Annotated in this window: 23 protein-coding genes; 18 read left to right on the top strand and 5 right to left on the bottom strand. The window is 72.4% G+C overall.

Annotation, left to right across the window (positions count from 1 at the left end; translation table 11 throughout):
• Nucleotides 1–714 precede the first annotated feature (714 nt).
• The 16 genes from ACIRRU_RS02045 to ACIRRU_RS01970 all read left to right on the top strand — a co-directional run bounded on the left by ACIRRU_RS02045 (nt 715) and on the right by ACIRRU_RS01970 (nt 11,694).
• Complete coding sequence (locus ACIRRU_RS02045) at nt 715–990, top strand: DUF6284 family protein (protein ID WP_403674978.1); 276 nt, start codon at nt 715–717, stop codon at nt 988–990.
• Entirely contained in the window at nt 987–1,184 is a 198-nt protein-coding gene (locus ACIRRU_RS02040; protein WP_403674975.1) for a hypothetical protein, read from the top strand. Before ACIRRU_RS02045 ends, ACIRRU_RS02040 begins: the two co-directional genes overlap by 4 nt.
• A complete protein-coding gene (locus ACIRRU_RS02035) occupies nt 1,181–2,515 on the top strand; it encodes a hypothetical protein (RefSeq protein ID WP_403674973.1) in 1,335 nt (444 codons plus the stop codon). The genes ACIRRU_RS02040 and ACIRRU_RS02035 overlap by 4 nt, the downstream gene beginning before the upstream one ends.
• A complete protein-coding gene (locus tag ACIRRU_RS02030; protein WP_403674971.1) occupies nt 2,515–2,847 on the top strand; it encodes an RRQRL motif-containing zinc-binding protein in 333 nt (110 codons plus the stop codon). The genes ACIRRU_RS02035 and ACIRRU_RS02030 overlap by 1 nt, the downstream gene beginning before the upstream one ends.
• 14 nt (nt 2,848–2,861) lie before the next feature.
• Nucleotides 2,862–3,257 carry a DUF3307 domain-containing protein gene (locus tag ACIRRU_RS02025; RefSeq protein ID WP_403674968.1) on the top strand — a complete coding sequence of 132 codons (396 nt, stop codon included), beginning with the start codon at nt 2,862–2,864 and terminating at the stop codon, nt 3,255–3,257.
• Nucleotides 3,258–3,274: 17 nt separating this feature from the next.
• Complete coding sequence (locus tag ACIRRU_RS02020) at nt 3,275–3,532, top strand: hypothetical protein (RefSeq protein WP_403674965.1); 258 nt, start codon at nt 3,275–3,277, stop codon at nt 3,530–3,532.
• Nucleotides 3,529–3,882 carry a DUF6251 family protein gene (locus ACIRRU_RS02015; RefSeq protein WP_403674963.1) on the top strand — a complete coding sequence of 118 codons (354 nt, stop codon included), beginning with the start codon at nt 3,529–3,531 and terminating at the stop codon, nt 3,880–3,882. The genes ACIRRU_RS02020 and ACIRRU_RS02015 overlap by 4 nt, the downstream gene beginning before the upstream one ends.
• 18 nt (nt 3,883–3,900) lie before the next feature.
• Nucleotides 3,901–4,089, top strand: a complete 189-nt coding sequence (locus tag ACIRRU_RS02010) for a hypothetical protein (protein WP_403674960.1) — start codon at nt 3,901–3,903, stop codon at nt 4,087–4,089.
• Between the two features lie 87 nt (nt 4,090–4,176).
• Entirely contained in the window at nt 4,177–4,500 is a 324-nt protein-coding gene (locus ACIRRU_RS02005) for a hypothetical protein (RefSeq protein WP_403674958.1), read from the top strand.
• A 79-nt stretch (nt 4,501–4,579) separates the two neighbouring features.
• A complete protein-coding gene (locus ACIRRU_RS02000) occupies nt 4,580–4,843 on the top strand; it encodes a hypothetical protein (protein WP_403674955.1) in 264 nt (87 codons plus the stop codon).
• Between the two features lie 15 nt (nt 4,844–4,858).
• Entirely contained in the window at nt 4,859–7,093 is a 2,235-nt protein-coding gene (locus ACIRRU_RS01995) for an FtsK/SpoIIIE domain-containing protein (protein WP_403674952.1), read from the top strand.
• Nucleotides 7,094–7,501: 408 nt separating this feature from the next.
• Nucleotides 7,502–8,413 (top strand): bifunctional DNA primase/polymerase, encoded by a 912-nt coding sequence (locus tag ACIRRU_RS01990; RefSeq protein WP_403674950.1) that lies wholly within the window; start codon nt 7,502–7,504, stop codon nt 8,411–8,413.
• Nucleotides 8,410–8,757 carry a hypothetical protein gene (locus ACIRRU_RS01985; protein WP_403674947.1) on the top strand — a complete coding sequence of 116 codons (348 nt, stop codon included), beginning with the start codon at nt 8,410–8,412 and terminating at the stop codon, nt 8,755–8,757. The genes ACIRRU_RS01990 and ACIRRU_RS01985 overlap by 4 nt, the downstream gene beginning before the upstream one ends.
• Nucleotides 8,754–9,965, top strand: a complete 1,212-nt coding sequence (locus tag ACIRRU_RS01980) for a DUF3631 domain-containing protein (RefSeq protein ID WP_403674944.1) — start codon at nt 8,754–8,756, stop codon at nt 9,963–9,965. The genes ACIRRU_RS01985 and ACIRRU_RS01980 overlap by 4 nt, the downstream gene beginning before the upstream one ends.
• Nucleotides 9,966–10,149: 184 nt before the next feature.
• On the top strand, nt 10,150–10,377 hold the full coding sequence (locus tag ACIRRU_RS01975; RefSeq protein WP_403674941.1) for a helix-turn-helix transcriptional regulator: 228 nt from the start codon (nt 10,150–10,152) through the stop codon (nt 10,375–10,377).
• Nucleotides 10,378–10,452: 75 nt separating this feature from the next.
• Nucleotides 10,453–11,694, top strand: coding sequence for a tyrosine-type recombinase/integrase (locus tag ACIRRU_RS01970; protein WP_403674938.1), 1,242 nt, complete (start codon nt 10,453–10,455; stop codon nt 11,692–11,694).
• A gap of 262 nt (nt 11,695–11,956) precedes the next feature.
• Here the strand turns inward: ACIRRU_RS01970 and ACIRRU_RS01965 are convergent, their stop codons facing one another.
• The 5 genes from ACIRRU_RS01965 to ACIRRU_RS01945 all read right to left on the bottom strand — a co-directional run bounded on the left by ACIRRU_RS01965 (nt 11,957) and on the right by ACIRRU_RS01945 (nt 18,286).
• Complete coding sequence (locus ACIRRU_RS01965) at nt 11,957–13,333, bottom strand: NlpC/P60 family protein (RefSeq protein WP_403674936.1); 1,377 nt, start codon at nt 13,331–13,333, stop codon at nt 11,957–11,959.
• 194 nt (nt 13,334–13,527) lie between these two features.
• Nucleotides 13,528–16,023 carry a PQQ-binding-like beta-propeller repeat protein gene (locus ACIRRU_RS01960; RefSeq protein WP_403674934.1) on the bottom strand — a complete coding sequence of 832 codons (2,496 nt, stop codon included), beginning with the start codon at nt 16,021–16,023 and terminating at the stop codon, nt 13,528–13,530.
• Nucleotides 16,024–16,193: 170 nt separating this feature from the next.
• Nucleotides 16,194–16,478: a hypothetical protein gene (locus ACIRRU_RS01955; protein ID WP_403674931.1), complete on the bottom strand. Its 285-nt coding sequence runs from the start codon at nt 16,476–16,478 to the stop codon at nt 16,194–16,196.
• 4 nt (nt 16,479–16,482) lie between these two features.
• Entirely contained in the window at nt 16,483–17,268 is a 786-nt protein-coding gene (locus ACIRRU_RS01950; protein ID WP_403674928.1) for a TetR/AcrR family transcriptional regulator, read from the bottom strand.
• 82 nt (nt 17,269–17,350) lie between these two features.
• Nucleotides 17,351–18,286, bottom strand: coding sequence for a diiron oxygenase (locus tag ACIRRU_RS01945; RefSeq protein WP_403674925.1), 936 nt, complete (start codon nt 18,284–18,286; stop codon nt 17,351–17,353).
• A gap of 289 nt (nt 18,287–18,575) precedes the next feature.
• Here ACIRRU_RS01945 and ACIRRU_RS01940 point away from each other — a divergent pair, with 289 nt between their 5' ends.
• Together ACIRRU_RS01940 and ACIRRU_RS01935 are read left to right on the top strand one after the other, a co-directional pair.
• Nucleotides 18,576–19,691 (top strand): ferritin-like domain-containing protein, encoded by a 1,116-nt coding sequence (locus ACIRRU_RS01940; RefSeq protein WP_403674922.1) that lies wholly within the window; start codon nt 18,576–18,578, stop codon nt 19,689–19,691.
• Nucleotides 19,692–20,023: 332 nt separating this feature from the next.
• Nucleotides 20,024–20,884, top strand: a complete 861-nt coding sequence (locus ACIRRU_RS01935) for a hypothetical protein (protein WP_403674919.1) — start codon at nt 20,024–20,026, stop codon at nt 20,882–20,884.
• Nucleotides 20,885–20,887 lie beyond the last annotated feature (3 nt).

The raw sequence follows: 20,887 nt of genomic DNA, 5'->3' as shown, positions 1-20,887 counted from the left end.
CGCTACGGTCATCATCAGTTCGCGGGTTTGCCCACAAACTTCGAACAGGCCGGACGTGTCCGGGGGTTGTCGCCGTCTGGGCTGCTCCTAGGGCTGAAGTGACCGCGTGAATCTTGAGAACTGAACAGTGATCGTGCGGGGCTGACGCGAGAGCAGCGGTCACGGCAGGTGTCCAGGGCGAGAGCCCGGGGGGCAAACCGCCGTGATGGACGTGGCTCTCCCCCTACGCGCCTGGCAGGCGCCACCCGGGTTCGGGTGTGGGGAGGTACAGCGGGGCCCCAACGCACGTGGCGGCAAGAGTGAGACCGCCCCCGAGACGACCGGGTCATGTCGTTGGCGGCACGCCAAAGCGCGCTGGGCCTGAACGTCCGTGGTGAACACCGCGGACGTTCAGGCGGCGCGTGCCGCCCTGACTGAAGGAGAGATCAAGTGAGGCAGTTACATACCCGGGCGCTCCCGTGACAGACCGGCAGGGCAGCGCCGTTCCACCCTCGCGCCTCAGGCCCTCCAGGGTCTGTGGGCGGCCGGTCATCTTCCACCGAATCGCGGCGGATCGCCGCGCCGGTTGCCTCCTCCGCCCGTCCGGCCCGCCCTCGTGGCGGCGACCGTACGGGCGGGGCTGAGGGGAGCCGGACTGGCTTCAACGGCGAGACCCCCGGAGCTGCAACTCCGGGGGTCTCTGTGAGCCGTTCCTGTCTGAGAGGAACAGACCCAATGAACACCATCGCAGCACGTCACGCGGTCGTTACGGCCGCGTCGTCCGAGCGTGAGCCCTCGGACGCTGAGCTGGACGCGATCGAGGCCGAGAGTCCGCTGATCCTCGCGGAAGTCGCTCTCCTCGATGTGCAGATCATGACTATCGACCGGACGCCGTCTGAGCTGGATCACCAGCGGATTCGGCGGGCTCGCCGCCGGGTGCTGGCGGCGCGCCGGGACCTGACCAACCGCACCGCCGCGACGGTCGCCACGGTGCCGGGCGGTGCGGCATGAACGGCACCGACCACGCCGCTGTCCGGCGGGCGCTGCTGGTCGTGTTCGCCGGTATCGCCCTGACCGTCCTCGGAACCTCCCTGGACACCTACACCCACCGCCCTGCCTGGCGGGTCCTCGCAGCCGTCGGCGCTCTCGTTCACGCCGCCGGGTGGGGCCTGTACGTGCGGCACACACGAGGCGGTGGGTCATGAGTACCTACAGCCAGGAGCGCCGCGCGGACCGTGCGGCGGATGCCGAACAGCGGCGTATCGACGCCGCCGCCGCTGAGGCCCGCCGGGCGGAGCGGGAACGTACCGCCGACGAGCGGGCTGTCCGGCTCGCTGAGCAGCGCCGCACCGACCGCACCCGGGCCCGGACTGAACGGGCGAGGGTACGGAGCGAGCGGCGGGCGGCCCGGGGCGCGGCGCTGACCCCGGGCAACGTCTACCAGCGCGGCACCCTTGCCCTGGTGACGGCGTCCGCGCTGGGGTCGCTGCCCGCTCAGGTGCTGCACTTCGTCGGTATCTCCCCGATGCTGCTCCCGTTGCCGCTGGCGATCGAGGGCGCGGCGTGGGTCATGGCCGCCGGAGTCGCCTACGCGGATGAACGGCACCTGCCCGGGTGGGTGCGCTGGTTCCTGCGCCTGCTCGTCCTCGCCGCGGCTGGTTTCGCCGCCTCGATCAACTACACCTACGGCCTCCACCTCCCCGGCCTGTCCGCCCCGGACCGGCAGGCGGCCGGTATCGGGCTCGCGGCCGTGACGCTGCTGGGGCCGGTGCTGTTCGAGATCCGCCAGTGGGTGACCACCCTGTCCGCCGACACCAACAGTCCCGAGGAACGCGCCCGCCGCCGCCACGACCGCAAGCGGCGTCAACAGCACCGCACCGTAGCTCAGTTGGCCGACCGGTTCGTCTCGGCCGCCCCGTTCGGGCGGCTCGACTTCGAGACCGCGTTCGCGCACGCCTGGGAGATCGAGACCGGAACCAGCACCCCCGGCATGACCCCCCGACTCCACCAGCGCGCCGCCCGGTCGGCCGCCGCCCTCGCCCACGCACAGACCACCCTCACCGGCCCCGCCCCGTCCCGTCGCTGGCGGATCGGGAACCTGTTCCGCCGCCGACCGGTCGCCCTCCCTACCCCCACAGCAAATCAGGATGAAGCGACCGAGATCACTGTAAACCGGTCGACACCTGACCTGGGGGAACCGGTCTCCGCGCCGGTTGTTGCCGTACCGGCCCCGGTCGCGCTGGAGGCGGCCCCGGTGGTCGACCTGGTCAAGCCGACCAAGCCCGCCCCGGCCGCGACGCCGCGCCCCGTCCGGTCGATTCCCCCGGCCGCCCGGTCGACCCGACCGAACCGCACCCCAGACCAACTCCTTTCCGAGGCGCGGAAGTTGACGGCCGACTGGTCGGATGAGGAGTTGACTGCCGAGGGCATCCGCAAGGGCGTCCGCACCTCTGCGGCCAAGGCCCGCATCCTGCGGGACACGCTGCGTGCGGAGCGTGCGCAGGCGGCGGCCGGTCCCGGTAAGGCGGCGGCGTGATGGCCGCCGTCTACCGGTGGCACCTCGCCCCCGAGGGTCTGGCCACCCGCCGCCAGCTCCGCGCCCTGGGGCTGCGCCCGGGCGGTCAGGACGTGGCAGCGGAAGTACACCGCCCCCGGCGCCGCGGCCGGGGCCCGCTGGTCGCCTACCTCTACCGCATCGACCACGCCCGCCCCGTCCGGCCCATGACCCCGGGCCGTACCGCCGCCCTCGCCGCCGCCATGCTCGCACGCCGCACCTGCCCCAACTGCCGGACCGACGCCGGGTATTGCATCCCCCGGTCGCTCGGCATGTGCGTCACCTGCCACGACAACCCCACCCCGACCCGCTGACCGGAGGACCCGCCGTGTTCGCATCGCTGTTCGTGCTGCTCTACCTCGGTCACCTGCTGGCGGACTACCCGTTCCAGACCGACCACCAGGCCGCCCACAAGGCTGACCCCGGGGCCGCCGGGTGGGCGGCCAACCTGCGCCACGCCGCCACTCACGTCACCGCCTGCGGCCTCGCCCTCGCGCTGGGGGCGCTGGTTCTGGACGGCGTGGCCGTGTCCCTGCCGGTCGCCCTGGCGGCGCTGGTGTGGATCGGTGCCACCCACGCGTTCATTGACCGCAGGTGGCCGGTCGCCTGGTGGATGACCCACACCGGCCAGACCACGTGGGCCGCCCACGGGGGCGCGGCGCACGTCGACCAGACCGCCCACATCCTCGCCCTGGCACTCGCCGCCCTCGCCCTCGCCGCCTGAACCGGAAGGACAACGTCATGGGCTACGCCCAGTACGAGATCACCCGTAACGGCCAGACCATCACCGCCGGATACGCCGTGCCCACCACCTGTGAGGAACCCGGCTGCGCCGAGGAGATCGATCGCGGTCTCGCGCACCTCTGCGGCCAGACACCCGGGGGCGACGAGTACGGATGCGGTGGCTACTACTGCGACCAGCACCTCTACCTCAGCCTCGCCCCCGGGGTCGAGCAGACCTGCTCCCGCTGCGCCACGGACCCGGAGGAAGAACTGTGAACAACCTGCCCGAACCCCGGCCCCCGTCCGTCGTGCACCTCCCGGACGGCACCCCCGCCTACACCGACCACCTCCCCGCCACCTACCAGCCCACCACGGCCGCACCCCAGGTCATCCACGTCCACCACGCACCCCCCGACCGCACCGTTCAGCGCCTCGCCCTCGGCTCCGGCATGGGCGCCGGGATGGTCGCCGCCGGGGTGTACTTCGGCCCGCTGCTGGTCGGTGTCCTCACCGCCATCGCTGCCAACTTGGCCCTGCTTGCCCTGGTCGCCGCCGCCTGCGCCTGGGGTGTGGTGACCGTCGTGAAGTCCGTGGGCGAGGCCAAGGCCGCCCGCAAGAGCCGCTGACCCGAAGGGGAAACACGCATGTTCCAGGCAGGACAGGAAGTGCGGATCGTCTCGTGTGAGGACGATCCGCGTGCGGTCGGGCGGACCGGCCGGATCGTTGACGAGGTCCCCCCGGGGCCGCTGACGAACGGCCGGTGGACCGTGCACCGCGTCGGGCTGCTGATCGGCCCCGTGCTGTGCCACACCCACGAACTGCGGCCCGCCTGACGGCTGCCCGTCACCCCCCAACCCGCTGTGGTTGGGGGGTGGTTGGGGAGCCGGACAGTCCGGCCCCGCCCCGTCCGGGAGGTCACTGTGTACAGCTACACCCGAGCCGAGTCCCGCCAGCGCCGCCGCCTGTTCGTCCAGGGCCTGCGCCAGTCCACCGCCGACTGCGTCGACCCGGACATCAAGCGGAAGATCGAGCGCATCGACCAGTCCGCCGCCGAACGCGGCGCGCTGGAGTTGGCGGCGCTGCACCGGGTGCGGGCCGGTGCCCGCCAGGATCTCGCCGCCGCCAAGGCCGCCGAGCGCACCGCAGCCCGCCCCGACAAGCCCGCCGCGCGTGAGGCCCGCAAGCAGGCCGAGCAGCGCCTACGCCTCGCCGAGCGCGAGGTCAGCAAGGCCGAGCGGAGCTGAGCGGGGGCGGGCGCACCCGGCCAAGGACAACGCCCGCCCCATCACCCCAACCCGTCACATCAGGAGAGGCCCGTTCATCATGGCCGAACTCATCCGGGGCCGCTGCCCCGCCGCGCATCCCGAGGACCCCAGCCTGTGTACCGGGCCCGTCGCGGTCACCGTCCTCGACCGCACCCAGGCCGGAGCCGACGGGTGCGAGCACCACGCCGCCCGCCTCCTCGCCTCGCTCGACCGTGGCCGCGTCTACGCCCTGCCCGACGCGCCGGACGGGGCCGCGCTGCGCACCTTCAAGACCGCCGCCACCCTCCCGCCCTACGCCTGGCGGCACACCACCCACCCGTAGAAAGGCACGCCCACCATGACCGACACCGCCAGCACAGGCCCCGTCATGGGGACCGTGCACCACCTCAACGACCACCGACCCACCCCCACCGAGCCCGCCGCCGGGCCGGTGGTGAGCCTGGTCAAGGACCCGGACACCGACCCGACCACCCCCGCCACCCCGCCCGTTCGCCGCGTCTCGCGGGCGGTCCGCACGGCCCGCGCTCTGCGTACGGCCGCGACGCACAACCGCACCCGGGCCGGGGCGCGCGCCGCGGTCCGGCACTCCCTCTACATTGCCGGTGGGGCGGGGGTGGTTGCCCGGCGGACGTGGCAGGGCCGGACGGTGGCGGTCCACCACCAGATGAGGGCCGCGGCGGTGGCTGCGGGCAATCAGGAACTCGCCGCGGAGTGGCAGGAGAAGGCGGACCGCTTCCGCACCGACCGCCACCGCCGCCGCATGGAGCTAATCAGCGGTGTTCCGCAGATGGCCCGGTCCGCGGCTATCGGCGTCGCTGGTACGGAGGGCGCGTTGTTGCTGCTCGGTGCCTGCATGGCCATCCGCAGCCACAACGTGCACGACGTGATCGCGCCGACGCTGGCCGCCATTGACGCGGTACGGGCCCTGTGCTGGTTCGTGTCTATCGCCTGGGGGCCCGCGCTCGCGTTTGCGCTGCTGGCCGGGCTGTCCCACCTGTGGCGGGCCGGTCAGCAGCAGCAGACCGCACCTGCCTGGGCCCGCCCCGCCACCAGCGGGATGGACGATGTCCCGGTCACCCCCTCGGCGGTCGTCAAAGCCCTCTCCGACCTGGGGATTTCCTCGCTGCGCAAGGCCATCAAGGAGATGGCCGACGGTGCGGCCGGGATGCTGGGCCCCATCACCCTGGCCGGGTGCGGCGTCGAGGTCGACGTCACCCTCCCGTCCGGGGTGAGCACGGAAGAAGTGCTGGGCAAGCGGCGCAAGGTCGCCGAGAACCTGTCCCGCCACGAACACGAGCTGCACATGACGCTCCCCCCGGCTCCGCGCACGGTGCGGATGTGGATCGCGGACTCCGGCGCCCTGGACCAGCCCATCGGCCCCTCGCCGCTGGTCACCGACCCGGACGCCACCGCCGACATGCACCGCGGGCGGGCCCCGTGGGGTGTCGACCTGCGCGGCGACGCGGTGCTGGTCTCCCTGTGGCAGAAGCACATGCTCATCACTGGCCTGTCCAACCAGGGCAAGACCGCCAGCTTGCGGGCCCTGGCCCTGTGGCTCGCCCTCGATGCCCGGGTCGAATTCCGGATCGCTGACCTCAAGGGCGTGGGCGACTGGCAGATGTTCGACGGGATCGCCACCATCCTCATTCAGGGCCCCACCGACGACCACGTCATCGAGACAACCGAGATGATCGAGGACGGTGTCACGGAGATGGCCGAACGCATCGCGCTGATGCGGGAGCTGACCGCGAAGGGCTGGAGCCAGGACAAAATCCTGGCCGACCGCCGGTTCAACCCCCTGGTCTTCCTGGTCGATGAAGCTCAGGTGGCCTACGGCTCCGGTGCTCAGGAGACGGTCGTCACCGAGAAGGGCACGGTCCGCAAGGGCGCCCCGTTCGGCGGATCGAGGTCGGACAGCCGCTACTTCCAGGCCGTGAAGAAGATCCATGACCAGGGGCGCGCGGTCAACGTCACCACCTGGGAGGGCACCCAGGACCCGACCAACGAGAACCTGCCCAAGCGCTCCCGCGAGGGTAACCACATCCGGGCTTCCCTCGTGCTGGGCACCGAGTCCCAGGCCCGTATGGCGGTGGGTGACTCCGCGGTCGACGCCGGGGCGGCCCCGCACAAGCTGCGCCAGGGCCTGGACAAGGGAACGCTCGTGGTGGCCGGGGACGGGGTCAAGCTCGCCCCCGGGCAGCCCTCCGTCACGGCCCGCACCCACTACATCGGTCCCGAGGACGCGGCGGCCATCGCGGAACGGGCCAAGGCCCTGCGCGCCGGTGCGGGTGCCGCTACCGGATCGCAGGCGCCGGTGCGGGAGGTCGACCACCTGACCGACGTGTCCGCGGTCCTCGGCAGCGAGGAACGGATGAAGTCCGACGAGGTCCGCCAGCACCTGGCACAGCGGTGGCCGGAGGTCTACAAGTCGTGGTCCGCCTCCGACCTGGTACAGGCACTCAAGCCGTTCGGTGCCGAACCGCGCAAGTACAACGGCAACCAGATGATCTCCCGCGCCCGCCTCATGGCCGCCATCGAAACCCGCGCCGACGAGACCGAGAACGCCGGATAAGGCGACGCAGGGTGACGGGGAGGGGGCTGGGGAGGCGGGCGCATCCTGGGGAGTTCTCCCCAACCCCCTCCCCAACCCGCCCCACCCGCACTGATCAGCTACAACACCCCAGTTGGGGAGCATGGGGAGGCTGGGGAGGCACCCCGCCACACCCCCGGAAACCCCAGAGAACGCCCCCTCCCGGAGGGATCCCCCTACCTCCCTCCCCCTCACGCACAGCAACCAAAGCGAGGAGAACACGCATGCCCGAGCCCGAGCCGATCCCGTGCGGCGAGCCCGGCTGCTACTGCCACGGCACCACCACCGAACCCCCCTTCTGACACGCCGAGAGCGGCCCCCGTCTCACGCCAATGAACCTGGGGCCGCTCTCACCTGCCAGCACTTCTCACAGAACTGGAGGCACCCAGCATGACCCACCCTGCCCCGATCCGACGAGAGGACCCTCACCTCTCCACCGCCTTGGCCGCCGCTGAGCGCGGCTGGCACGTCTTCCCGCTCCGCCCCGGCGACAAGCGCCCCGCCCTGCACAGCGAGACCGCCTGTCCCCGCACCGGGGACTGTGCGGCCGGTCACCGCAAGTGGGAGCAACGGGCCACCACCGACCCTGACCGCATCCGCGCCGCCTGGTCAGCCCGAGCGTTCAACATCGGTCTGGCCACGGGCCCCTCCGGGCTGGTCGTCATCGACCTGGACACCCTCAAGGCCAAAGACCCGAGCGGAACGCCTGACGGCGTCACTTCCCTGCAAGCGCTCTGCGAGCGCGCCGGGCAGACCGTCCCCGCCACCTACCGGACCCGGACCGCGTCCGGCGGACACCACCTGTACTTCACCGCCCCGACCGGGGCCCGGCTCGGCAACAGCGCGGGCAGGCTCGGCACCCACATCGACACCCGTGCCCACGGCGGCTACGTCCTCGCCGCCGGAAGCACCCTCCCCAACGGGGCGTATGAGGTGGCCGACCCCACCGACCCCGCACCACTCCCGGAATGGCTGTGCACCCTCCTGACGCCCCGTCAGTCTTCTAAGGGTCTGATGGCTGCACCCATCCCGGCTCGGGCCTCCCAGTACGCCTCAGCGGCTCTCAGGGCCGAAACAGCGGCTGTGGCGGGGGCTGGAGAGGGTTCACGGAACTGGACGCTGGTTCGGGCCGCACGGGCGTTGGGGCGGTTCATCCCGTCCGGCGACCTCGCCCGTCACGAGGTAGAGCAGGCTCTTAATTCGGCGGGACTGGCGGCCGGACTGCGCGAGAACGAGTGCCGCGCCGCCGTGACCAGCGCTCTGAACTGGTCCATCGCCAACAATCCCGGACGGGCCGCATGACGACCGCCCGGAACCCCCGCCTTAAGAGCCTGCCCGCCACCCCGAACCGGCCGTCCGCCGCTGCCCGGGCCGCGCAGCCGCCCCCGGTCGGCGCGCGAAGGGTCGTCGCCGAAGGCGTCCGCGTTGCTGTTCTCCCTGACCCGCACACGGTCACGGTGACCGGCATCCGCCCCGGCCTCACGGTGCGCGGGCTGGGACGCAAACAGATCCCCGCCGCTGACTGGCTCTGCGCCTGCGGCCACCACGAACGCGCCCGGGGCCGCGACGCCGTCACCGACCTGACCACCCGCGCCCGCCTCGACCACTGCCCGCACACCAAGCAGCACCGGAGGAACGCCGCATGAACACCCCCAACCAGCCTGCCGGGCCCACCATCGACGGCGCGGCGCTGCTGAGCGAGGTCGAGCAGTTCCACCGCCGGTTCAACGTCTTCCCCCGGGACGCCGCCTACGTTGCCGTCGCTCTCTGGGACGCGCACGCGCACTTGCTGGACGCCTTCGACTCCACCCCGCGCCTGGCGTTCCTCTCCCCGGAACCGGGGTCGGGGAAGTCCAGGGCCCTGGAAGTGGTGGAGACCCTGGTCCCGCGCCCCATGCTCGCCGTGAACGCACGGGCCGCCGCCCTCTTCCGGTCCGTCTCCGACCCCGCCGGGCGGCCCACCATCCTGTTCGATGAGATCGACACCGTCTTTGGCCCCAAGGCCGGAGACAACGAGGAACTACGCGGCTTCCTCAACGCCGGTCACCGCCGCTCCGGAGTCACCTACCGGTGCATCGGAGACGGCGGCAACCAGACCGTGGTCGAGTTCCCCTCCTACACCGCCGTCGCCGTCGCCGGACTCGGCTACCTGCCCGACACCATCACTACCCGGTCCGTCATCATCCGCATGCGCCGACGGGCCCGCAACGAACACGTCGAGCCCTTCCGGGCCCGGCTCCACGAGGCCGAGGGCAACGCCCTCCGAGACCGCCTCGCCCAGTGGGCCGACACCGTCCGCGACGACGTAGCCGGACGATGGCCCGAGATGCCGGAAGGGGTCACGGACCGACCGGCGGATGTGTGGGAGCCCCTGTTGTCCGTCGCAGACGCAGCCGGGGGCGACTGGCCGGAGCGCGCCCGCGCCGCCTGCATCGAACTGGTCAACGCCGCCCGCGCCGACGACAAAGGCAGTCTCGGTATCCGGCTGCTCACCGATCTCCGCGATCACGTCATGGCGGGCATCGACCGGATGCCGACCGTCGCCATCCTGGACCGCCTCTGTGCCCTGGACGAGGCACCGTGGGCCGACATGAGCGGCCGCCCGCTCGACTCCCGGGGCCTGGCCAAGATGCTGGGTGAGTACATGACCAGCGACAACACCCCCGTCAAGGCCCGCAACATCAAGACCGCCGGAACCGTCCTCAAGGGCTACTACGCCCTCGATCTCCACGACGCGTGGCAGCGGTACTGCCCCCCACCCCCCTCAGGGGCCGCTACCTCCGCTACCTCCGCTACCCCGCAGGTCAGCGCCCCGGAAACGGTAGCGGCACCCCTCTTCCCCTCCGCTACCTGAGCGCTACCCGCTACCGGCCCCACCCCCACCAAGGGCAGAGCCGGTAGCGGCAACCATCCGCTACCCCCACCCCATCCGCTACCACCCACACCCCCTCTGAACAGGGCGGTAGCGGAGGTAGCGGAAGTAGCGGACCTCACAGGAAGGGGGCGACGCCCCCGCACTCTCGCGCCCGGGAGAACTCATGGCATCCGACCCCCGCGCCACCCTCCGGGGCGGCCTCCCCGACCGCTACCTCACCCCCGAAGACCTCGCCGCCCTGCTCTCCGTCCCGCTCGAAACCGTCTACGCCTGGCGCAAGAAACGCACCGGCCCGCCCGGCTTCCGCATCGGCAAACACCTCCGCTACGACCCCACCGCCGTCCACACCTGGATCAACACACTCACCCAAGCCGAACAGCAAGCAGCCTGACCCCCACCACAACCACCCACAGGGGCGCGACCACCACCGGTCGCGCCCCTGACGCATCCCCGACAGGAGCACCACGTGGCAGGCCACATCCAAGACCGCTGGTACAAAACCGAAACCGACACCAACGGCAAATCCGTCAGGACCAAGACCAGCCGTTATGGAACCGGACTCCGCTACCGCGCCCGCTACGTCGGGCCGGACGGAACGGAGAAATCCAAGAGCTTCCCCGACGGACAGAAGCGCAAGGCCGAAGCCTGGCTCTCCCAGATCGAGGCAGACATGACCCGGGGGCAGTACGTAGACCCGCGCGCCGGGCGACTGACGTTCCGGCAGTATGCCGAGAAGTGGCTGAAGTCCTTGGGTTCCGAACCGAGCACTGTGGACTCTGTTCGGTCTCAACTCACCCTGCATGCCTTCCCGTACATCGGGTCCAGGCCTCTCGGCTCTTTCCAGCCCGAGCACATTCGGGAATGGGTTGCGGCCATGGAGACGAACGGTGTTCCGGGATCGTACGGACGCGCCATCTACGCCAACATTCGGGCCGTGCTGAGCGCGGCCGTGGACGACGGATACCTGAGCCGCAACCCATGCTCTGTCCGGTCGGTCAAGCAGCCTGCGGTTGAGCCCAAGAAGGTGACGCCGTGGTCAGCAGACCGCGTATTCGCTGTGCAGGACGCTTTGCCGGAGCGCTATCAGGCGATGGTCGACCTGGGGGCCGGTTGCGGGATGCGGCAGGGCGAGATTCTGGGCATCACGGTTGATGCCATCGACTTCGAGGCGGACACCCTTCACGTGGTGCAGCAGCTCAAGTTGAGCAGCAGCAAGCCCGTCTTCGCTCTGCCCAAGGGCGGGAAGGTGCGGAGTGTTCCGTTGCCGGGCCCGGTGGCCGATGCTCTGCGGGCGCATATGAAGCGTTTCCCACCGGTTGAGATCACATTGCCGTGGCGTCGGGCGAACGGGCCGAAGGTGACCAAGCGTCTGATCCTGACCGCTCCTCGGGGCGGCCACGTCTGGCGCACGTCGCTGAATGACGGGGCCTGGAAGCCCGCTCTGGTGGCCGCCGGGGTCATCCCGGAGCCGGAGACCGAGGAGGACTCCTACGAGGCCGCGCGGGAGCACGGAATGCACGCGCTGAGGCACTTCTACGCGTCGGCGTTGCTGGACGGCGGGGAGAGTATCAAGGCGGTCAGTGAGTACCTGGGGCACAGTGACCCCGCAATGACGCTCAGGGTGTACGCGCACCTGATGCCGAGCAGTCAGGAGCGGACCCGCAAGGCTATTGCCGTGGCCTACGACAGGGCCGCGCGCCGGGCCTGACGGCCCACAGGCGGCCCCAGCGTCGTCTAGGGCCCCTGATCTGCCGGGAGTTGGCAGGTCAGGGGCCCTTTGCCGTTGGTGGGCTGCTTCTCCGAGCCGGAGAAGACCAACGCCTACCTGGCCTCGGTCTCCGCCGGCCAGTAGGGGCCAGACCTTTCTCCACCCCCCGCTTCGGTGGCCGGACCCGCACCGCCGGTCCGGCCACCGAGTTCTCCCGCCCGGCCTCCCGAGCCCGTCCCGATCCCCCGAGCCCTGGGCCGCCTCAGGATCCCGCGGCAGGCTCTTCCGGCGCCGCGTCCCTGCCGTACCCGGTGTCGGAGCCGTCGCGGGCGCCCGCGGGAAGGTCGGGGAGGGTGTACGTGGACAGCGGTACGCCGCCGGGGTCCGGGCGCACGGCCCCCAGCAGCGGGTTCGACGCGATGGGGGAGACCTTCACCTTCGTACCGGGGCGGGGCGCCTGCACCACCAGGCCGTTGCCGATGTACAGCGCCACGTGCGTCGCCTTCGGGAAGTAGATCACCAGGTCGCCGGGGCGCAGCGAGCGCACCGGGACCTTCGGGAGCCGCTTCCACTGCTCCTGCGAGGTGCGCGGGACCGGCCGCCCGGCCGCCGACCAGGCCTGGGACGTCAGCCCGGAGCAGTCGAAGGACCCGGGCCCCTCGGCCCCCCACACGTAGGGCTTGCCGATCTGCCGGATCGCGTACGCCACGGCCTCGCCGCCCCGCCGGGAGGGTGGCCGGGTGGAGCTGAGCGCCCCGGAGGCGACCAGTTCCCGTTGGGCCGCCGCCACACCCTGCCGCTCCAGACCCGCCACCTGGTCCAGCTGCTCGGCGGAGAGCGTGGCGAGCAGGGCCTCCACCTTCCGCAACTTGCCGCGCACCCCGTCGCGTTGCTTCTTCTGCTGCCCGGCCAGCCTCCGCTGTTCCTCCAGCGCCTTGCGCGACGCGGCTGCCAGCGTGTCCGCGCGCCGGGCGGAGCCGGTCAGCCGCTCCACCGCCGCCGCGCGGCCCGCCGCCACCCGCTCGATGACGTGGGCCTGGTCCAGGGCGCGCTGCGGGTCACGGGCGAGGAGGAGCCGGAGGTACGCGGAGAGTTCGGTGCGCCCCTGGTACTGCTCCCGGGCCAGCCGCCCGGCGTCACCCCGGCTCGCCTCCAGCGCGGCCCGCGCCGACGTCAGGTCCGAGCCGACCTTCTTCGCCTGCGCGGTCTGCTGCTTCAGCTTCTCGGCGGTGGCGTTGTAGGTCTCGCTCGCCTCCTCCGCCTCCTGGTAGAGGGTCTGCAACGAGCGCAGCAGGGTGGCGACACTCTGGGGTGCGCCCGCTTCGGGGGCGGCGAGGGCGGTCCCGGCATCGACCTCCGCGGCGTCGCCCTCGTCCGTGTCCCCGTCCCCGGTGTCGTCCGCCGCCCCTGCCCCCGTCTCCGTTCCCGCCTCCGTCTCCGCTGTGTCCATCCCCGCTGTGTCCGTCCCCGTGTCCGGGACCTCCTCGTCCAGCGACTCGTCGGTGAGGGGATCGGACGGCGGCGCGGTATCCCCGGGGGGTCGGGGGCCCGGCTCGGCGGGTGCCGCGGTGGCGGGGGAGACCGTGAGCGCCGCGGCGAGGGCGGTCGTACAGACCGCGCGCAGGAGCCTGCCTGACACGACATCACCTCCGTGACCAAAAGTGAGCGAATCCGATAATCCGCTCACTCCGGGTCGGGCGAGGCAAGAACCACCCGGCGCGCCGCCCGAGGAGTCCCCCGTACGGCGCAGGCGCGGGCCCGCCTGTACCGCGCGGGCGCGTGGCCGCCCGTACTGCGCAGGCGCGGCCCCGGGCCGTGGGTCGACTCCGGCCGTCAGGCCACCGGGAACGCGTAGAAGGCCCGGTCGCGCTGGACCACGACGGTCTCGCCGACCGTGAGGATCCGGTACGGGGCGATCACCGTCCCGCCCGCGGGGTCGGCCGCGCCGATGTCCTGGAACTTCCACAGCCGCTCGCCGTCGGCCGCCGAGAACGCCGTGACCTGGATGGTGTCGGCGGCCAGGAGGGTCTTCTCGCCGGCGCTCAACGTGATCGACGCGGCGTTGCCGATGCCCGGCACCTCCGTGGCGCGCCGCCACACGAGCTTGCCCGTCTCCCGCTCCACCGCCCCGACCTGCCGGGTGCGTTCGGTGGTGTGGATCAGCGGACCGGCGACGAGCGGGGTCCCGAAGACCGAGCCCGTGCTGCCCCCGAGCCGCCAGAGCGGCTTCGTGCTGTCCGTCTCGAAGGCCTGGAGGTCGCTGCCGACCGCCGCGAACAGCGTCCCGTCCTCGTCGGCCGCGATCCCCGCGATCGGCGAGGCGGTGCCGTACTGCTTCGACCACAGCAGCTTGCCGGTCCGCTGGTCGAACGAGCGGACCAGGCCCTTCCCCTTGGCCGCCTTGACCTCGGCGGCGGTGAGCGTGACCGACTCCTGCCGTACGAGGACGTCGGCGGAGCGCTCCCCGATCACCTTGTAGACCGGGGCGCCCGCCCGGCCCGCGGGGACGGACGTACGCCACAGCTCCCTGCGCCGCACGATGTCGTACGCGAAGAGGTACGCCCGCACGACGTTCTTGTCCTGGCCCTTCTTCTCGCCCTTCTTCGGCTTCGGGGCCTTGACGGTGACCGTGCGCGAGCCGGTGAACCAGACCACCGGGCCGGACTGCCCGGCCAGGCGTCCGACGGTGAGGCCGGGCAGGTCGGTGAAGCCGTCCGCGTAGCGCAGCCGGTGTACGACGGTGCCGTCCTCCGGCGACAGCCAGAGGAACTCCGTCGGGCTCGCGATGAAGCACAGCGCGTCGCCCGCCGCCACCGCGGCATGTCCCTTCGCCGCGTCGGCGCGCTGCCAGAGCCGCTTCCCGGTCCGCAGGTCGACGGCGCTGGCCTGGCTGGCACTGGTCACCACGAGCAGTCTCTCCCGCCACAGCGCGGTGGTGAGCGGGGCGGACTCGGAGGCCGGGTGCCGGTAGACCCAGCGCGGCTCGGGGGCCTGCCCGGGGAGCGTGCGGCGGGGCTTCGGCGCGGGCTTGTCGTCGGTCGCCGCCGCCGTGTCCCCGGAACCGAGCGCGGCGACGGCACCCCCGCCGACGACCAGTCCGCCGACCGCCGCGGCCGCGATGGTCAGCACGGTGCGGCGGCCCGCGCCCGGGTCGGGCGCGGGGGCCGGTGAGGGAGGCAGGGGCAGCGACACCATGGGGCCCCCGCCGGAGCCGCCCGGGGCTGCGGGGCCCGCCGGGCCCGTCGGCGGCGCGGACAGTGCGGGCAGCACCGCTGGGGCGTACGGTGCGGGGCTGCCCTGCGTGTGGGCGTGGATGTGGGGGTGCGGGGGCTGCTGATGCCCGGCGGCGGCGAGATCCGCGCCCGCGTCGGTGCCGCTGCTGCTGTCGCCGTCGTGGCCGTTGCTCCTCGCGCCGGGCGCGACGAGTGCCCGCACCCGCGCCTCCTGGTCCGCGACCGCGGCCCCCAGTCGCTCGGGGAGCCAGCCCTCGCGGGCCAGGGCCGCCGCGCCCTCCAGGGCCAGTTGGGCGGCCACCGTGCCGGCGGCGGGGCGGTCGGCCGGGTCCTTCGCCAGACAGGCCGCGACCAGCTCGCGCAACCCCTCAGGTACGGCGTCCAGTTGTGGTTCGGCCTGCGCGATCCGGCGTGCCGCCTCGTCGGGCGGGCCCGCCGCGAACGGCGTCGTCCCGGTCGCCGCGTACGCCAGCAGCAGCCCCAGCACGAACAGGTCGGAGGCGCCGGACACCTCCCTGCCCTCGATCTGCTCGGGCGTCAGATAACCGAGCTGGACGGAGAGCTGGCCGCCCGGCCGGGCCTCCGCCGAGGCCGCCGCGCCGAGCGGGCCGAACGCGGTGAGGCGGGGGCCGTCCTCGGCGAGCAGCACCGTGCCCGGGGCGAGGCCCTGGAGCACCGACCCGGCCGCGTGCACCCGGGAGAGGATCTCGGCGATGCCCGCGCCCAGGACCCGCAGGGCCCGATCGGGCAGGGGGCCGGTGATCCCGACCGCCTCGGCCAGTGGCAGCGCCGGGACGTAACGCGTGGCGGTCCAGAGGAGTTCGGGGGTGTCATCCTCTTTTCCGTCCTCGCCGGTCTCCAGGGGCGGTGTCACCCAGCCGCCCGCGAGACGTTCGGCGGTGCGCGCCTCGGCCTGGAAGCGCCGCCCGAAGGCGGGGACGGCGGCGAGCGCGGGGCGTGCGGCGGTGATCACGGCGGGCTCGCCGGTCGCGGTGTCCCGCGCCACGTACCGTACGGCGCTGGCGCTCTCGTGGAGGCGCGCCAGCGCGGTGAAGCGGCCGAAACGGCGTGGATCGTCCTGACGCAGCGCCTCCATGGCGCACCCCCTAGCTGGCCGTCCCTCGGCACCTGACCGTCGATCCTAGGGCCTGTCGCCCAACCGCCGTCGTGGCACCGAGGGTGGCCGAGCAGGCGAGCCAAGCGTCGGGCGGCAGGCGGCAGTTCGGCGGCAGGCCCCAGGGCCTGCCGGGTGGGGCGGACCGGCTCTCAGGGGGTCTCGTCGCGGCTCGGCGGCTTCGACCAGGGCCACTTGAGCCCGCGGCGCTCGCGGCCCTCGGGCGCGTACGCGTAGACCCAGCCGCGCTGGAGGCCGAGCCGCCTGGTGTAGCCGGCCGGGACGCGCTGGTAGGCGTACACGGTGGCGGGGCCGCCGTCGGAGGACGGCACCGGGACCTCGTACCACTTCGGCGGATGGCCCGTCGGGCCCAGCAGGACCGGCAGCACCCGGCCGTCCAGGGGCCCGCCGCGGAAGGGGGTGTTCTCGCTCTTCACCGGGTCAGTCTGACGCAGGAGGCGCGGGCAGCAGGTGCGCCGCCTCGGCGACCACCGGAATCACCCGCACCGCGAGCCGCCCCGCCGGTCCCTCCGAGGTCTCCAGCGCCAGCAGGTCGCTCACCACCGACGCGGTCTCCGGGTCGGTGGCGGCGGTGGCCGCGAGGAGCGCGACGAGGTGGTCGACCAGCCAGCCGCGCAGTTCGGCGGCGGCGGGCCGCTTCCCGTCGTCCAGCCAGATCAGTGAGGCCGCCTCGACGGCCGCTATCCAGCTGCGCACCATCATCCGCAGTCGCGGCCCGGGGGGCTGCTGTCCTTCCCCGTCGTCGCCGCCGATCCGCCCGAGGTGGCGCAGGATCTCGTCGGCGGCCGCCCGGCGCACCCCGTCCACGATCGTCGTCGTCCGCGAGGTCTCCACGACCCCGCCGCCGCGCAGCAGGGCGCTGAAACCGGTGTCGTGCTCGTCGACGAAGCGCAGATAGCGGTCCAGGACCCGGGCGACCCGCTCGGTGGGCGGGCCCTCGGGCGGTTCGGTGAAGCACAGCTTCAGCTCGTCGGCCGCCGAGCCGAGCGCGGCCTCGTACAACTGCTGCCGCCCACCGGGGAAGTAGCGGTAGACCAGCGGCCGGGACACCCCGGCCGCCACCGCGACGTCGTCGAGCGAGACCTCGTCGGGGGCCCGGTGCGCGAAGAGGCCGAGCGCGGCCAGCAGCAGCTGGGCGCGGCGCTCCTCGACACTGAGCCTGCGGTACGTCGCCCGGGGCGGCGGGACTGCGGCGGTGGACGTCATGCCATCGAGCCTAAGCCCCCCGGCCCCGGGCCCGAGAGGCCCGCGTCCAGGGGGGGCGCGGGACGTGCGGGCCCGTACCGTCTCAGGCCAGCAGCCCGGAGCTCCGCCACAGCCTGCGGCCGACACCGTTCAACAGCCCGACGTCGTCGAAGAAGTCGGTCAGCCGCTTCGCGCCGGTGCGCATGACCTCGGCGCGGTGGCCGCTCGCCCGCACCTGGGCCACGGCAGCCCGGCGGTCCAGGCCGACGTTCTCGTAGACCTGCGGGTTGACGAAGCAGACGGAGAAGACGCGGGCCGCCTCGCCGCAGCTGACCTTGGTCAGTTCGCGTTCCCAGCGCGGGGCGGTCACCATCTGGCGGCGCAGCTCCTCACGGGCGTACCGCACGTGCCGCGCCTCCTCGATCACATGGATGCGGGTCACGCCGCGCACCAGGGTCTGCACCCGGTCGTCCGGGAACGTCAGACGCTGCATCCAGTCGAGGATCTCCTCGCCGAGCAGGGTCGCCGCGAACGAACCAGGCGTGGTCGAGACGGACTTCAGGACCCGGGCCAGGTTGTGGTAGACGCGCGGCACCGGGTACGTCGGGGCGCCGCCCCAGTCGATCATGCGGCCGAACATCATCGAGTGGCGGCACTCGTCGGCTATCTCGGTGAGGGCGTAGCGGACGTGGTTGCTGGTGACGGGCTTGTCGTAGATGTGCCGGACCAGCAGCTGCATCAGGATGATCTCGAACCAGATGCCGAGCGAGGCGAGTGCCGCCCCCTCGTGCCGGGAGAGGTCGAGCCGCTGCTCCTCGGACATGCGGTCCCACATCGGGGTCCCGTAGAGCGAGAGCAGCTCCGGCGGCCAGAACCACCTGCCCTCCTCGACCGCCGCGTTCCAGTCGAGTTCGGTGTCCGGGTCGAAGGAATGCCTGGCCGAGGACGCGAGCAGCCGGGCGGCGGTCTGCTCCCGGTCGCGGAGCGGCCCGAGGGCGTCACGGAGCAGCGTCATGTCGCGGTCGGACACGGTCGTCATGGCGAGTACCTCACGCTGGGGGTTACCGGCGGTCACTCCTTATGAGACTGCCCGTCAGCAAGGGCGTCAATCCCCTGTACGCGATCGGCGGTTGCCGGACGTCCACCTGGCGGCCGGACGCGGTCGGTCGCGGTCGGCGTCGACCGGGGCCGGCTGTGCGCGACTTGTTGACCCGCTGTCTACCAACGTGTGAACCTGCGGGGGAGGCGGTGGGCGCACGCACTCAACTGCCTTCGGTGTCACGGGACATGCCAGACCGTCCGAGTCCGTCGAGGCGAAGGAGCCGTCCGTGTCCACTCATGACCTCTACACCACCCCGCCGTCCGAACCGATCTGGCAGGTCCCCGCCACCGGCGCCGCCCGGTTCAGCTGGGACTACGACGACGGCCGTGAACGCCTCCTCGCCCTCTACCAGAAGGGTAAGGACAAGCAGTGGGACGGCGACAAGCGCATCGACTGGTCCCTGGAGGTCGACCCCGCCGACCCGCTCGGCACCCCCGACGAGGCGCTGACGCTGTACGGAACCCCGCACTGGGCGAAGATGACCGACCGGGACCGGGGTCAACTGCGTCAGCACTACACCTCCTGGCAGTTCAGCCAGTTCCTCCACGGCGAGCAGGGCGCGATGGTCTGCGCGGCGCGCATCGTGGAATCCGTACCCGACCTGGACGCCAAGTTCTACTCCGCCACCCAGACCATGGACGAGGCCCGGCACGCGGAGATCTACGGCCGCTTCCTCCACGACAAGATCGGCATGCTCTACCCGGTCAACGACAACCTCCAGGGGCTGCTCGGCGACACCCTGCGCGACTCCCGCTGGGACATGCCGTACCTCGGGATGCAGGTGCTGATAGAGGGCCTGGCGCTGGCCGCCTTCGGGATGATCCGCGACACCACCACCAAGCCGCTGCCCAAGCAGATCCTCGCCTACGTCATGCAGGACGAGGCCCGGCACGTCGCCTTCGGCAGGATGGCCCTGCGCGACTACTACCGGCAGCTCAGCGACGCCGAACTGCGCGAGCGCGAGGAGTTCGTCATCGAGGGCTGCTACCTGATGCGCGACCGGCTCAGCGGCGTCGAGGTCCTGGAGAACTTCGGCATCGGCAAGCAGGAGGCGAAGGAGCTCTCCGAGCACTCCGAGTTCCTCCAGCTCTTCCGCAAACTCCTGTTCAGCCGCATCGTCCCGTGCGTCAAGGACATCGGCCTCTGGGGTGAACGGCTCCAGAAGGCGTACGTGGACATGGGCGTCCTCGAACTCGGTGACTCCAACCTCGATCTGCTGATGTCGCAGGACGAGGAGATAGCCGAGGAACTGGACCGTCAGCGCTTCGCCGAGGAGGAGCGGGCCCGGGTGGCGGAGGTGTCGGAGGCCATCGAGCAGGGGACGCCGTCCGACGCGGCCTGAGAGCCGGGTCGGCGCGGCGGGGCGTCCGGTCGGCGCGTCCGGGTTGAGAGCCGGGCCGCCTCGGCCGGGGCCTGAGAGCCGGGCCGCCTCGGCGGGGGCTTGAGGGGCGGGCCGTCTCTGCCTGCGCGTCCGGGTTGAGGGCTGGGCCGCGTCCGGGCTGCGCGCCCGGCGTACCTGGCGGATCCGCCCCGGTCCTCCCGGTGCGTCGGCGGGCAGCTCCGGCTCGCTCGGGCACGCCGGGCGCGGCTGCCCGGCCGGTCCCGTTCTCTCGGTCTGATACCGATATCGCCTGTATCGAAATCCCGTTCGCCAAGCTGCCGTACGGTGAGCCCATGACCACCCCGCCGCCCCCGCAGAACCCGCCGCAGGGCCCCTTCGGACCCCCGCCCCCGCAGAACCCCTACGGCGCCCCCGCCGCGCCGGGACCCGTACCGAACCAGTCGCCCTACGGCTACCCGCAGCAGCCCCCCGCCCCTCCGCAGCAGGGCGGCTGGGGGCAGCCCGGGATACCCGGCGGCGGCGCCCCGGGCGCGGGCGGCTGGCCGCCGCCCGGGCCGCAGCCGCGCACGAAGCGGACCGGGCTGATCGTCGGGATCGCGGTCGGCGCGCTGCTGGTGGCGGGCGGCATCGTCTTCGGCGTCACCCAGCTCGCGGACAAGGGCTCCGACCTGGTCTATCCGGAGGCCAAGCATGAGCTTCTGGTGCAGAAGCAGCTGCTGGACGGCGAGTTCAGCCTGACCCAGGACCTGTCGGACACCGAGGGCAAGGAGATCGAGGACACCCCCGACCCCAGCATCCGGGACGGCAAGGCGGTCGTCGCCCAGTACGGCTCGGGCGGGGGAGCGGTCCTGGTGCTCTCCGGGATGCACGGGCGGCTGGCCAGCCCCGCGTTCATGCGCGGCACGATCCTGGAGGGCGCGGCGGACGCGGACGGCGCGAAGCTCGTCGTGCCGCCGAAGAAGTTCACGCCCGACGGGCACGACGTCACCATCGAGTGCCAGGTCGTCCAGTCGAGGGAGGGCGGCGGCGTCGCCAACATGCCGATGTGCGCCTGGGGCGACGACAACACCGCCGCGATGGTCGCGCTCATCCGGCCGGACAGCATCCTGAAGTCCCCGGGATCCATCGACCTGGCGGAGGTGGCGGCGGAGACCGCCGAGGTCCGCGCGGAGGCCCGCAAGCCGATCGGCTGAGCC

Origin of the sequence: Streptomyces sp. NPDC101181, assembly GCF_044767975.1 — a bacterium.
Taxonomy (GTDB): Bacteria; Actinomycetota; Actinomycetes; order Streptomycetales; family Streptomycetaceae; genus Streptomyces.
The sequence above is the reverse complement of the archived record's forward strand: the minus strand, read 5'-3'. Positions and strand labels throughout refer to the sequence as shown.